The organism is Nocardioides salarius (assembly GCF_016907435.1).
GTDB lineage: Bacteria > Actinomycetota > Actinomycetes > Propionibacteriales > Nocardioidaceae > Nocardioides > Nocardioides salarius.
On record NZ_JAFBBZ010000001.1, the window covers coordinates 1,901,016 to 1,912,820 of the forward strand.

Sequence of the window (11,805 nt, forward strand, 5' to 3'; positions counted from 1 at the left end):
GGCTCGCGGTCAGCCGGCCCTGCCGTCGAGGAACATCCGCAGCCGGGTGCGGGTGGTGCGCAGCGACTCCGGGTCCTGCGGCACGTGCCCGTTGACCGCCCGGCAGGCCCAGCCCAGCCGCCGGGCCGCCCGGCTCGCGGCGACGAGCTGGTCGGGGCTCCCGGCGCCCGCCCACCCGGCGAGGTAGCTCTCGAGGTACGGCGTGGTGTCCTCGGAGGCCTCCTCGTCGTCGAGGCCCCAGGCCAGCACCCCGTCGAGGGTGACCGCCAGCGTGAGGAACGGGTGGGTCAGGCAGGCGTCGCCCCAGTCGAGGATGCGCACCCGCCCGTCGCGCACGAACACCTGGGCGTCGTGCAGGTCGTCGTGCTGCAGCGTGTCGGGCAGCCCGGTGGCCGCCAGCTCGGCGCACAGGTCGCGCAGCAGCGGCACGGCCGCCAGCGCCGACGCGCCGACGTCACCGAGGTCGGGGGCGAGCCGGCCGACGAGGTCGGCGTACAGGTCGGGGAGGCGGGGCAGGCGCAGGTCGGGCAGCCCGTCGTCCAGCAGTGCCGCTGCCTCGGGGGCGACGTCGCGCTGCACCGAGGCGTAGAGCGCGAGCGCGTCGTGCCACGGCGCGAGGGTGCGCTCCCGGGCGGCCACCTCGCGCAGCGTCTCGCCCGCGTCGGCGAGCAGCAGCCAGCCGCGGGCGGTGTCGGCGCCGAGCACGGGTGCCACCGCGTCGGGCCGACGCCGCGCCAGCAGGGTGGTGACGGCGACCTCGTGGCGCAGCGCCGGCTCGACCGCCTTGGCCCACACCGGACCGCTGGCCGTCGGCACCCGCACCACGACCCCCCAGGGACGCACGTGCGGCCAGCTCACCCGGCCCTCGACGGCGAGCCCGAAGACCTCCAGCCGGGCGTGCACCCACCCGAGCAGGTCGGCCTGCTCGTCCGGGGCGTCGCCCGTGGCGTCGCCCGGGGTGTCGTACGTCGTCACCGGCCCAGGCTCCGCCCACCGGGCGCGTGGCGCCACCCATTTCCCGACCCGGCCCACATCTCTCACCGACCCGGCCAGGATCTCGCGCCGACCCGGCCCGAACCGGCACCGCGCGACGACCCAGCCGTCACCCACCGTCCACGTCGGGGTGGTCGACGCGTCACCACTCCTGCGGCAAGGTGGAGGTGGCGCGTCATCGGGGCGTGCCCTCACACCGGAACCGAGAGGACTGCCGGCAGATGACACAGACCACCGCCAACGAGGCCCCCAGCGAGACCGGCGAGGCCAGCAGCAGGGAGTGGGACGCCGACTCGCTCGGCCGCCGCTTCGAGGAGGTCCGGGGCCACACCGAGGCCCTCGCCGCACCCCTCTCGCCCGAGGACCAGACGGTCCAGTCGATGCCCGACGTCTCACCGACGAAGTGGCACCGCGCCCACGTCACCTGGTTCTTCGAGACGTTCCTGCTCGCCGAGGCCGAGCAGGGCTTCGCACCCTTCCAGGACAAGTACTGGTTCCTCTTCAACTCCTACTACGAGACCCTCGGGCCCCGCTACGCGCGCCCCGACCGCGGGCTGGTCACCCGCCCCGGCGCGCACGAGGTCGGCGACTACCGCGCCAACGTCGACGCGCGGGTGCGCGAGCTCGTCGACACCCTCGACGGCGGCAGCCTCGAGAAGCTCACCCCCATCATCGAGCTCGGCTTCCACCACGAGCAGCAGCACCAGGAGCTGCTGCTGATGGACATCAAGCACGTGCTCTCGCGCAACCCCCTCCAGCCCGTGTACGCCGGCAGCCCGGTCGAGCGCTGCGAGCCCGACCGCCTGGGCTGGGTCGAGGTCGAGGGGGGTCTCGTCGAGGTCGGCCACGAGGGCCCGGGGTTCTCCTTCGACAACGAGATGCCGCGGCACCGCCAGTGGCTCGAGCCCTACCGGCTGGCCGACCGGCTGGCCACCAACGGCGAGTGGCTGGCCTTCATAGCCGACGGCGGCTACGAGCGCCACGAGCTGTGGCTCTCCGACGGCTGGGCCAAGGTGCGCGGCGAGGGCTGGTCGGCGCCGCTCTACTGGAGCGAGCACGACGGGGTCTGGTTCGAGCACACGCTCAACGGCACCTGGCCGGTCAACCCGGGGCTGCCGGTGGCCCACGTCAGCTTCTACGAGGCCGAGGCGTTCGCCACCTGGTCGGGCAAGCGGCTGCCGACCGAGGCCGAGTGGGAGCACGCGGTGGTCACCGACGGCCAGGGCGGCCAGCACGGCCGCGACCAGCAGGTGGTCGGCAACCTCGCCGACGGCGGGTCGTTCCACCCCCGTCCCGCGCAGCCCGCGCCGGCCGGCAGCCGGCTGCGCCAGGTGCACGGCGACTGCTGGGAGTGGACCTCCTCGGCCTACCACCCCTACCCGGGGTTCCACCCTCCCGAGGGCGCGATCGGCGAGTACAACGGCAAGTTCATGTCCAACCAGATGGTGCTGCGCGGCGGCTGCGCCCTGACCCCCGCCGGCCACGCGCGGGCGTCGTACCGCAACTTCTTCCCGCACGGTGCCCGCTGGGCGCTGTCCGGGGTGCGTCTCGCCGACGGCGGGGCGCCCGCGTGAGCGCTCCCGAGCCGGTCGTGCAGGTGCTCCTCGACTCCGACTGGGCGTCGGGGTCGCTGGTCGCCGACGTGCGCCGGGGGTTGGGCTCGCGCCCGCTGCGGCTGCCGCCGAAGTGGCTCTACGACGACGAGGGCTCGCGGCTCTTCGACGAGATCACCCGGCTGCCGGAGTACTACCCGACCGAGGCCGAGCGCTCGATCCTCGCGGCGTACGCCGCCGACATCGTCGCGGCCTGCGACGCCACGACGGTCGTCGAGCTGGGCAGCGGCACCAGCGACAAGACCCGGCTGCTGCTCGACGCCTTCGCCGGGGCGGGCGCGCTGCACCGCTTCGTGCCCGTCGACGTCTCCGAGCAGACGCTGCGCGACGCGGCCGTCATGCTGACCGAGCGCTACCCCGGGACGGCCGTCGAGGCGATCGTCGGCGACTTCACCCTGCACCTGGGCCACCTGCCCGAGGGACAGCGCCGGCTGGTGGCGTTCCTGGGCAGCACCATCGGCAACCTCTACCTCGAGGAGCGCGGCGCCTTCCTGGGCGCGCTGGCCGACTCGCTCGACCCCGGCGACTGGCTGCTGCTCGGCACCGACCTGGTCAAGGACGCCGACCGGCTGGTGGCGGCGTACGACGACGCGCAGGGCGTGACCGAGGCGTTCGTGCGCAACTGCCTGGTGGTGCTCAACCGCGAGCTCGGCGCCGACTTCGACCCCGGCCGCTTCGACTACGCGCCGCTGTGGGACCCCCGGACGGGCCGGATGGACCTGCGGCTGCGCTCGAGCGTGCCGCAGACGGTCACGGTGCCGGGGGCCGACCTGGTCGTCGAGATCGCGGCCGGCGAGGAGGTGCAGGTCGAGATCTCCACCAAGTTCCGCCGCGACCAGGTGGCCCGCGAGCTGGGCGCGGCCGGCTTCGAGGTGCGCGAGACGTGGACCGACCCGGCGGGCGACTTCGCGGTGACCCTGGCCCGGCTGACCTGAGTGGCGCGACGGCGATGAGCGGCACCGTCGACGTCGTCGAGCTGGTCGACCAGCTGCCCGGCACGGTCCGCTCCGACCACGGCCGCTACGTCAAGCTCAGCGTGGCCGGGCGCACGTTCGGCTACGTGTGGGAGCCGACCGTGACCGTCGGGCTCAAGCAGACCATCGCCGAGCAGCTCGCCCTCGTGGCGATGCGTCCCGACGTCTTCGAGGTCCAGTTCACCGCCGGCGGCTTCGGCTGGGTGGTGGCCCACCTCGAGCACGTGGAGCGCGACGAGCTGGCCGAGCTGGTCTTCGAGGCCTGGCGCCTCACCGCGCCCGCGGCCCTGCTGGAGGAGCGCGGCGAGGTCCTGCCTCGTTGACACGCGTGCAGGTGACCGGTCGAGGGTGCAGGAGTGACCGGTCGGTGGGTCATTCCTGACTGCTCGTCAGGGTGGCGAGGCCGGTGAGGAGTCGCTCGACCTCCTCGGCGGTGGAGTAGGGCGAGAGCCCCACCCGGACGCCACCGGTGTCGCCGAGGCCGGCGTGGCGGGAGGCCTCGAGGGCGTAGAAGCTGCCGGCGGGGGCGAGCACGCCGTGGCCGACCAGGTGCTCCTGCACCGCGACCGGGTCGTGGCCCTCGACCGAGAGCAGCACCGTCGGCGTACGCCGGGCGGGGCTGCCGTGCACGCGCACCCCGGGCAGCGCGTCGAGCCCCTCGAGCAGGCGAGAGAGCAGCGCGTCCTCGTGCTCCTCGAGCGCGGTCATCGACGCGGCCAGCCGCTCGCGGCGCGGCAGCTCGCCGCCCTCGTGGGTGGGCTGCTCGAGCAGGTCGGCGAGCGCCTCGACGCTCGCGGTCACGCCGGCGAGCAGCTCGTAGGGCAGGGTGCCGAGCTCGAAGCGCTCGGGCACCGCGTCGGTGGAGGGCAGCAGCTTGTCGGGCTGCAGCGTCTCGAGCAGGGCGGGGTCGGCCGCGACCGCGCCCAGGTGGGGCCCGAAGAACTTGTAGGGCGAGCAGGCGACCAGGTCGGCGCCGAGCGCGGCGCGGTCGACCAGCGCGTGCGCGGCCAGGTGCACGGCGTCGACGTAGACCAGCGCGCCCACCTCGTGGGCGGCCGCGCTGATGGCGGCCACGTCGGGGCGGGTGCCGAAGAGGTTGGAGGCGGCGGTGACGGCCACCAGCCGGGTGCGCTCCGAGAGCACCCCGCGCACGTCGTCGAGCTCGGCGGTGACCGGGTCGAAGTCGAGCCAGCGCACCGTCGCACCCGCGCGCTGCGCCGCGAGCACCCAGGGCCGGATGTTGCTGTCGTGGTCGAGGCGGGTGACCACGATCTCGTCGCCGGGGCCCCAGCCCTGCGCGAGCGTGCGCGCCATCTCGAAGGTCAGCGCGGTCATCGACCGGCCGACCACCACGCCGCGCGGGTCGGTGCCGAGCAGGTCGCCGAGCGCGGCGCGCGCCGCCCCCACCGTCTCCTCCGTACGCCGCTGCAGGGGGGTCAGCGAGCCGCGCTGGCACATGCCGGCGGTCATCGCGTCGGCCACGGCGTCGGCCACGCGGCTCGGCACCAGGGACCCGCCGGGCCCGTCGAAGCGCGCCTCACCGGCACCGGGGCCGGACCAGAGCGCGGGGAACCAGGCGCGGACACGGTCGAGGTCGAGAGCAGCCATGCTCCGCATGCTGCCACCCGTCACCAGCCACCCGGGTGTGACCGCCCGGGTGTGCCCACCGCCCGGTCGCCCCCTGACGCACCGGGCCGGCACCCGCCAGACTGGTGCCATGGCCGACACCGACCAGCCCGACGTGACCCGCTTCGCCACCGGCGTCTCCTCCGACGAGCACCACGCGGCGCTGCGCGCCTCGGTGCGCCAGCTGGCGGCGCTGCTGGGCGAGGCGCTGACCCGCCACGAGGGGCCCGAGCTCCTCGAGCTCGTCGAGCAGGTGCGGGCCCTGGCCCGCGACCCCGACGACGGGGCCCTGCACGACCTGCTGGCCGGGGTGGACGACGACACCGCGGTGGTGCTGGCCCGCGCCTTCACCGGCTACTTCCAGCTGGTCAACGTCACCGAGCAGCTGCACCGCTGGCAGGAGGTGACCGCCGAGGACGAGGGTCCCCTGGCCGTGGCGGTCGAGCGGATCGGCAAGGCCCTGGCCGACGGCAGCGTCGACGTCGACCTGGTCTCCGACGTGCTGCGCCGCGTCGAGTACCGCCCCGTCTTCACCGCCCACCCGACCGAGGCCAGCCGGCGCACGGTGCTGCGGCTGCTGCGCAAGATCGCCGACGTGGTGCACGCCGCCGAGGACCCCCGCGCCCGCCCCGGCGACGCCGAGCGCCACGAGCGGCGCCTGGCCGAGCTGGTCGACCTGCTGTGGCAGACCGACGAGCTGCGCATCGCGCGGCCCGACCCCAAGGACGAGGCCCGCACCTCGCTCTACTACCTGGGCCAGATCGCCCGGAAGGTCGTGCCCGACCTGCTCCAGGAGCTCGACCGCCGCCTGGCCTCGATCGGGGTCGAGCTGCCGGTGGCGGCGCGCCCGCTGCGCTTCGGCAGCTGGGCCGGCGGCGACCGCGACGGCAACCCCAACGTCACGCCCGAGGTCACCCTCGAGGTGCTGGCGCTGCAGCACGACACCGGGCTGCGCGAGCTGGTCGCCCAGGTCGAGGAGATCCTCACCGAGGTCTCCGCCTCGACCCGGGTCGTCAGCGCCAGCGAGGAGCTGCTGGCCTCCCTGGAGGAGGACGCCCGGGCGCTGCCGATCACCTACTCGACGATCCGGCGGCTCAACGCCGAGGAGCCCTACCGGCTCAAGCTGTCGTTCGTGCGGGTGCGGCTGCTGCGCACCCGCGACCGGCTGGCGAACGCCACCGCCCACGAGCCGGGCCGCGACTACCTGCACCTGGGCGAGCTGGTCGACGACCTGCGCCTGGTGCGCGACTCGATGCTCGCCGACGGCGACCGGCTCACCGCCGACGGCTCGGTGCTGCGGCTGCTGCGCACCGCCACCGCGATCGGCACCGGCATGGCCACCCTCGACGTGCGCGAGCACTCCGAGAAGCACCACGAGGCGCTCGCCGAGCTCTACGACCGCCTCGACGAGCTCGAGCGGCCCTACGGCGAGCTCGACCACGCCGCGCGCACCGAGGTGCTCAGCGCCGAGATGGCCGGGCGGCGCCCGCTGGTGGGGGCCGGCCAGGTGCCGCCCGACGGCCCCGCGGCCGCCTCTCTGGGCCTGCTGCGCACCCTGCGCACCGCCCAGGACACCTACGGCCCCGACGTGGTCGAGACCTACATCGTCTCGATGACCCACGACGTCGACGACCTCTTCGCGGTGGTGGTGCTGGCCCGCGAGGCCGGCCTGGTCGACCTCGGCTCCGACGACGAGCCGGCGACCGCCCGCATCGGGTTCGCCCCCCTCTTCGAGACCGTCGCCGAGCTCGAGACCGCCGGCCCGCTGCTCGACGCCCTGCTCGGCGACCCGTCGTACCGCCGGGTGGTCGCGGCGCGCGGCGACGTGCAGGAGATCATGCTCGGCTACTCCGACTCCTCCAAGGACGCCGGCATCGCCGCCTCGCAGTGGCAGATCCACCGCGCCCAGCGCGCGCTGCGCGACGTCGCGCGGCGCCACGGCGTGCTGCTGCGGCTCTTCCACGGCCGTGGCGGCTCGGTGGGCCGCGGCGGCGGCCCGACCGCCGAGGCGATCCTGTCGCAGCCCAACGGCAGCCTCGACGGACCGATCAAGGTGACCGAGCAGGGCGAGGTCATCTCCGACAAGTACCTGCTGCCCCAGCTGGGCCGCTGGAACCTCGAGAACGCCCTAGCGGCCGTCGTCGAGGCCTCGGTGCTGCACCGCGACCGGCTGCTGCCCCGCGAGGTGCTCGACGGCTGGGACGACACGATGGACGTCGTCGCCGGCGGCGGGCAGACGGCGTACCGGGCGCTGGTGCGCGACCCCGGGCTGGTCCGCTTCTTCGTGGCCGCGACCCCCGTCGACGAGCTCGGCAAGATGAACATCGGCTCGCGCCCGGCCAAGCGCCCCGGCGGCGAGGGCGGACTCGACGACCTGCGCGCGATCCCCTGGGTCTTCGGCTGGACCCAGTCGCGGATGATCCTGCCCGGCTGGTACGGCGTCGGGTCGGGGCTGGCGGCGGCGCGCGAGGCGGGGCGCGAGGACGTGCTGCGCGAGATGTACGCCTCGTGGCCGTTCTTCCGCACCTTCCTGTCCAACGTGCAGATGACGCTGGCCAAGACCGACCTCGACATCGCGGCCCGCTACGTGCGGACCCTGGTCGACGACGACTCGGCGGAGCTCTTCGAGCGGGTGCGCGAGGAGCACGAGCGCACCGTGGCCGAGGTGCTGGCGGTCACCGGCCAGGAGCGGCTGCTGGAGGGCGCCCCGGTGCTGCGCCAGACGCTCGAGCTGCGCGACTCCTACCTGGCGCCGCTGCACGCCCTGCAGGTCTCGCTGCTGGCCCGGGTGCGGCAGGTGCCGGAGGGCGGGGAGCCGCCGGCGCAGCTGCAGCGGGCGCTGCTGCTGACCATCAACGGGATCGCCGCGGGGCTGCGCAACACCGGCTGAGCGCCGGCTGCCACGGTCGTCCTCGGGGGTGTAGCCCGGGCGGGGGCGGGGCCTCCAACCTGGTGCCCGTCCCCAGCCCCCCAGGAGGCGATCGCCATGCCCGCACCCGACCAAGCGCTGCTGCTCATCGACCTCCAGCGCGACTACTTCGCCGACCCCGAGCTCGACCGCTGCCGCGACGACCTGGTGGCGACCTGCAACGACCTGGTCCGGGCGGCCCGCGAGGTCGGGGTCCCGGTCGTCGAGGTGCAGACCGTGCACGAGACCGACCGCAGCACCTGGACCCTGACCATGGTCGAGGACGGCCAGGGGGTCGTCGAGCGCGGCACCGAGGGGGTCCAGCGGGTCGAGGGCCTCGACCCCGGCGGCGCCGAGCTCGTCGAGAAGACCCGCGACAGCGCGTTCTTCGGCACCGACCTCGCCGAGCGCCTCAAGGGCGTCGGGGTGCGCCGGGTGGTGCTCTGCGGCGTCTCGACCGAGTCGTGCATCGCGGCGACCGCGCGCGACGCGTTCGCCCTCGACCTCGAGGCGACCCTGGTCTCCGACGCGACCGCCTCGGTGGACTGGTCGGAGCACGACCACACCCTGGCCATGCTCCAGACCCAGCACCGCCAGCACGTGCTCACCGGCGCCGAGGTGGCCGAGCGCTGGCGCGACGAGGCGGGGCGGGAGCAGGCGGCCGGCAGCGACCGGGTCGCGGGCTAGCAGCGGCGCCAGGCGGTCGTGGATGCCGGGTGGGCCCCGGCACAGCCACCCGTAGGGGGTGCCGCGCCGGGGTGCGGCGCGCCTAGGTTGCGGGCGTGCCCCCGACGTACGCCGACCCCCGCCCGCTCCACCCCCTCGCGCGACCCCTGGGGGCCGGCGCATGAGCCGGGTCCTGGTCACCGGCTCGACCGGGTACGTCGGCTCCCGCCTGGTGCCGGTGCTGCTCGAGGCCGGGCACGAGGTGCTCGCCGCCACCCGTGACGAGGCGGCGCTCGACGACTACCCCTGGGGCGCCCAGGTCGAGGCGCGGCGCTTCGACATCACCGACGAGGACCTCGTGACGCAGGCGGTCGAGGGCGTCGACGCGGTCGTCTACCTGGTGCACTCGATGGCGTCGGGCGAGTTCGTGCGCAAGGACCGCGAGGCCGCCCAGCGGGTGGCGCGGGCCGCCGCGGCCGCGGGCGTCGGACGCGTCGTCTACCTCTCGGGCCTGATCCCGCCCGGCGAGCTCTCCGACCACCTGCGCTCGCGGGCCGAGGTCGAACAGGTCTTCCTCGACGCCGAGGTGCCGGCCACGGTGCTGCGCGCGGCGATGATCGTCGGCTCGGGGTCGACCTCGTTCGAGCTGCTGCGCCGGCTCAGCGACCGGCTGCCGATCACCCCGGTGCCGAGCTGGATGCGCCGCAGGCTGCAGCCGGTCTCGGTCGAGGACGTGGTCACGGTGCTGGCCGCCGCCATCGAGGGCGAACCGCGCAACCGGGCCTACGACCTGGGCGCCGACGAGGTGCTGAGCTACCCCGACCTGCTGGGCCGCTACGCGAAGGTGGCCGGGCTGCGCCGCTGGCGCCCGATGGTGCCCGGCGTGCCGATGTGGATGGTCGGCAGGGTCAGCGCGCTGCTGACCGGGATGCCCCGCGGCACCGTGGTCGCGCTCGCCGAGAGCCTGTCGCACGACATGGTCTGCGGCGAGGACGACGTGCGCCGCGACCTGGTGCCCGGCCACGAGTTCCTCGACCTCGACGAGGCCATCGCGCGCTCGTTGGGCACCAGCGGCGGCACCACGCGGGTCGGCGACGTGCAGGCGGCCGCGCCCACCGACCCCGCCTGACCCCCGGCTGACCCCGCTGTCCGGCCGGTCCGAACCGGCCGGGTCGTGCTCAGAGGTGGTCGGGGACGATGAGCGCGTCGGGGTCCTGGCGCGGGGGCACGGCGGCCAGCGCGGCCTTGACCAGCGCGATCCGGGTGCGCACCAGCACCGTGCGCTGCAGCCGGCCGACGTCGTCGCCGACCCCGGCCTCGACCGTCTCGCGCACCTGCTCGTCGGTGAACGTGGGCCGGGTGCCGGGCTCGACCTCGACGTCGGGCAGCGCGACGAGCACCGGCAGCACCTGGTCGCCCAGCGCGTCGAGCACCTGGAAGCGCTCCCAGCGGGTCATCTGCTCCCACACCTCGTCGACGTCGAGCTTCTGCTTGCGCACGTCCTTGCGCGTGGCCAGCACGGACTTGGCCGCACCCGCCATCGCCTGGGTCATCTCGTTCTCGGTGAAGCGCACACCCCCATCATGGCTGCTGCGCCTGTGGAGGACCACGACGGGCGTCGGTGCGACCGGGTAGGAAGGACCCCGCGCAGCACCCCCGACCCGCACCGAGCACCCGACGAGAGGACGAAGTCCCGTGAGCCCCACCTCCGCGCCCCGCGACCGGCACCGCTCGACGGTGTACGACGCCGAGGACGCCGTGGGCCGGGTCCTCGAGCGGGGCGGCACGATCGAGCACTACGGCTCGACGCTGGTGCTGCCGGGGCTGCGCAAGTTCGGCGACGTGGCCGACGTGCCGGCCTACCTGAGACGTGTCCTGGCCCATCCGCCGGTGGCGGCGCTGCCGCGCGCCGGCGTCCCCGTGGCGGTGCGCGAGCGCCGCGGCGCCCGGGCCGCGCACTACGAGCCGGCGGGGGCCGCCGGGCCCACGATCGCGGTGCCGCCGTACGCCGCCGGCGGGGGCTGGGCGTTGAGCGAGACCACGGTGCTGCACGAGCTGGCCCACCACCTGGGCCCCGACCTGCCTGCCCACGGGCCGGTGTTCCTGGCCCACCTGCTGCACCTCTACGAGCACGTCATCGGCCCCGAGGCCGCCCACCTGCTGCGCGTGGCCCTGGCCGAGCGCGGCGTGACGACAGGAGCACCCCTGTGAGCACCTTCATCGACAAGCTGGCCAAGGTGCTGGCCCAGGCCGAGGCCGCCTCCACCCCCGAGGAGGCCGACGCGTTCCTGGCCAAGGCGCAGTACCTCTCGACCCGTTGGTCGATCGACCTGGCCACCGCGCGCCAGCACACCGCGCGCCAGGAGCAGCGCGCCGAGCCGGTGCAGCGCACGATCACCATCGGCGAGGCCCGGGCGATGGGCAACTCGCGCCTGGTCGCGCTCTTCCTGGCCTGTGCGCTGCCCAACGACGTGCGCGCCGACGTGGCGCGCAACTCCACCACGGTCTACGCCTACGGCTTCCCCAGCGACCTCGAGGTCGTCGAGGCGCTCTACGTGCACCTGGCGCTGCAGATGGTCCACGACGCCGGTGTCTTCCTGGCCAGCGACGCCCACCTGGTCGGCGGGGCGGTCTGGAACCCGCGCACCCGCAGCTTCGCCCCGCCCAGCAAGAAGACGGCCCGGCTGGCGTTCTACGAGGCCTTCGTCGAGCAGATCGCCACGCGGCTGTGGGCGGCCCGGCGCGACGCCGAGGCGCGCGCGGAGCGCGAGCGGCTCGAGCGCGAGGAGCCCGACACCGGCGCGTCGACCGCACTGGTGCTGGCCCAGAAGGAGGCCGAGGTCGCCGACTACTACACCCGCACCTCCACCGCCCGGGGCTCCTGGCAGGCCGGGCGGCGCCGCACCGGGCTCGACGGCGGGGTCGCGGCGTGGGAGGCGGGGGCGCGCTCCGGCGCCGAGGCCCGGCTCAGCGCCGCCCAGCGACTGCCTGGCGGGCGCACCCAGATCGCGTGAGAACCTGGGGC

The 11,805-nt window shown here is 74.9% G+C and carries 11 protein-coding genes; 8 read left to right on the forward strand and 3 right to left on the reverse strand.

The features are described from left to right. Positions 1-9: 9 nt before the first annotated feature. On the reverse strand, positions 10-975 hold the full coding sequence (locus JOE61_RS09175; RefSeq protein ID WP_193669759.1) for a phosphotransferase: 966 nt from the start codon (positions 973-975) through the stop codon (positions 10-12). A 239-nt stretch (positions 976-1,214) separates the two neighbouring features. Between JOE61_RS09175 and egtB the strand changes: the two genes are divergently transcribed. From egtB to JOE61_RS09190, 3 genes are read left to right on the forward strand one after another with little or no spacing between them, the layout of a single operon-like run. After that, positions 1,215-2,567 carry an ergothioneine biosynthesis protein EgtB gene (gene egtB, locus JOE61_RS09180; protein ID WP_193669760.1) on the forward strand — a complete coding sequence of 451 codons (1,353 nt, stop codon included), beginning with the start codon at positions 1,215-1,217 and terminating at the stop codon, positions 2,565-2,567. Beyond that, on the forward strand, positions 2,564-3,541 hold the full coding sequence (gene egtD, locus JOE61_RS09185) for an L-histidine N(alpha)-methyltransferase (protein WP_193669761.1): 978 nt from the start codon (positions 2,564-2,566) through the stop codon (positions 3,539-3,541). Before egtB ends, egtD begins: the two co-directional genes overlap by 4 nt. Before the next feature lie 14 nt (positions 3,542-3,555). Next, positions 3,556-3,903, forward strand: coding sequence for an MmcQ/YjbR family DNA-binding protein (locus JOE61_RS09190; RefSeq protein ID WP_193669762.1), 348 nt, complete (start codon positions 3,556-3,558; stop codon positions 3,901-3,903). A gap of 49 nt (positions 3,904-3,952) precedes the next feature. Here the strand turns inward: JOE61_RS09190 and JOE61_RS09195 are convergent, their stop codons facing one another. Further along, the gene (locus tag JOE61_RS09195) at positions 3,953-5,188 is read right to left on the reverse strand and encodes a cysteine desulfurase-like protein (RefSeq protein ID WP_193669763.1); all 1,236 of its coding nucleotides are present in this window, start codon (positions 5,186-5,188) and stop codon (positions 3,953-3,955) included. A 109-nt stretch (positions 5,189-5,297) separates the two neighbouring features. On the opposite strand from JOE61_RS09195, the gene ppc reads away from it, so the two are divergent. The 3 genes from ppc (at position 5,298) to JOE61_RS09210 (ending at position 9,909) form a co-directional block, all read left to right on the forward strand. Next, positions 5,298-8,096 carry a phosphoenolpyruvate carboxylase gene (gene ppc / locus JOE61_RS09200; RefSeq protein WP_193669764.1) on the forward strand — a complete coding sequence of 933 codons (2,799 nt, stop codon included), beginning with the start codon at positions 5,298-5,300 and terminating at the stop codon, positions 8,094-8,096. Between the two features lie 96 nt (positions 8,097-8,192). Further along, positions 8,193-8,801: a cysteine hydrolase family protein gene (locus tag JOE61_RS09205; protein ID WP_193669765.1), complete on the forward strand. Its 609-nt coding sequence runs from the start codon at positions 8,193-8,195 to the stop codon at positions 8,799-8,801. Positions 8,802-8,961: 160 nt separating this feature from the next. After that, entirely contained in the window at positions 8,962-9,909 is a 948-nt protein-coding gene (locus JOE61_RS09210) for an NAD(P)H-binding protein (protein ID WP_193669766.1), read from the forward strand. A gap of 49 nt (positions 9,910-9,958) precedes the next feature. On the opposite strand, the gene JOE61_RS09215 is transcribed toward JOE61_RS09210, so the two are convergent. Beyond that, a complete protein-coding gene (locus JOE61_RS09215) occupies positions 9,959-10,354 on the reverse strand; it encodes a hypothetical protein (protein ID WP_193669767.1) in 396 nt (131 codons plus the stop codon). Positions 10,355-10,475: 121 nt separating this feature from the next. On the opposite strand from JOE61_RS09215, the gene JOE61_RS09220 reads away from it, so the two are divergent. Further along, positions 10,476-10,991, forward strand: coding sequence for a TIGR04338 family metallohydrolase (locus JOE61_RS09220; RefSeq protein ID WP_193669768.1), 516 nt, complete (start codon positions 10,476-10,478; stop codon positions 10,989-10,991). Beyond that, positions 10,988-11,794, forward strand: a complete 807-nt coding sequence (locus tag JOE61_RS09225; RefSeq protein WP_193669769.1) for a DUF2786 domain-containing protein — start codon at positions 10,988-10,990, stop codon at positions 11,792-11,794. The genes JOE61_RS09220 and JOE61_RS09225 overlap by 4 nt, the downstream gene beginning before the upstream one ends. Positions 11,795-11,805 lie beyond the last annotated feature (11 nt).

Excerpts from the sequence above, each read along its gene's own strand:
- egtB (WP_193669760.1), top strand. The coding sequence starts at position 1,215 with ATGACACAGACCACCGCCAACGAGGCCCCCAGCGAGACCGGCGAGGCC.
- JOE61_RS09190 (WP_193669762.1), top strand. The coding sequence starts at position 3,556 with ATGAGCGGCACCGTCGACGTCGTCGAGCTGGTCGACCAGCTGCCCGGC.
- JOE61_RS09195 (WP_193669763.1), bottom strand. The coding sequence starts at position 5,188 with ATGGCTGCTCTCGACCTCGACCGTGTCCGCGCCTGGTTCCCCGCGCTC.
- ppc (WP_193669764.1), top strand. The coding sequence starts at position 5,298 with ATGGCCGACACCGACCAGCCCGACGTGACCCGCTTCGCCACCGGCGTC.
- JOE61_RS09205 (WP_193669765.1), top strand. The coding sequence starts at position 8,193 with ATGCCCGCACCCGACCAAGCGCTGCTGCTCATCGACCTCCAGCGCGAC.
- JOE61_RS09210 (WP_193669766.1), top strand. The coding sequence starts at position 8,962 with ATGAGCCGGGTCCTGGTCACCGGCTCGACCGGGTACGTCGGCTCCCGC.